Genomic DNA, 354 nt, shown 5'->3' with positions numbered 1-354 from the left:
GTCCTGGCCGGTGAAGAACCGGAAGAGCGCGTTGCGCTGGGCGATCGCGTCGGAGGCGTTGTCGTCGAGCATCAGAAGATCTCCGAGAGGTCGTTCTTACCCTCGTAGGGGCGCGCCTGGCCGGTGAAGTACTTCGCGTGCTCGGAGAGAGCGGCGGAGCCTTCGTACTTGAAGCTGCCGAGCCCGCGGCCGTAGTGCTCGGGCTTGCCGGGCCAGGAGGTCTCGGCGTCGAGGTCGGGGCTGGTGTAGACGAGGGTGTCCTTGCTGATCGCGACGGGCCAGCGGCCGGTGTCGCGGCCGATCTGGAACACGCGGCGCAGGATGTTCGCGCGGGCCTTGGCGATGATGTGGTCG

The 354-nt window shown here is 67.8% G+C and carries 1 protein-coding gene; it reads right to left on the bottom strand.

Features of this window, described 5'->3' with window-relative positions:
- Window positions 1-71: 71 nt before the first annotated feature.
- Window positions 72-354: hypothetical protein (locus AX744_RS20585; RefSeq protein ID WP_197429172.1), on the bottom strand; the 283-nt coding region annotated here is incomplete at its 5' end.

It is taken from the genome of Microbacterium sp. CCH5-D1 (genome assembly GCF_001557335.1).
In the GTDB taxonomy this organism is placed as follows: domain Bacteria; phylum Actinomycetota; class Actinomycetes; order Actinomycetales; family Microbacteriaceae; genus Microbacterium; species Microbacterium oxydans.
Note: the sequence above shows the minus strand (reverse complement) of the source record. Positions and strands in the feature narration are given on the sequence as shown.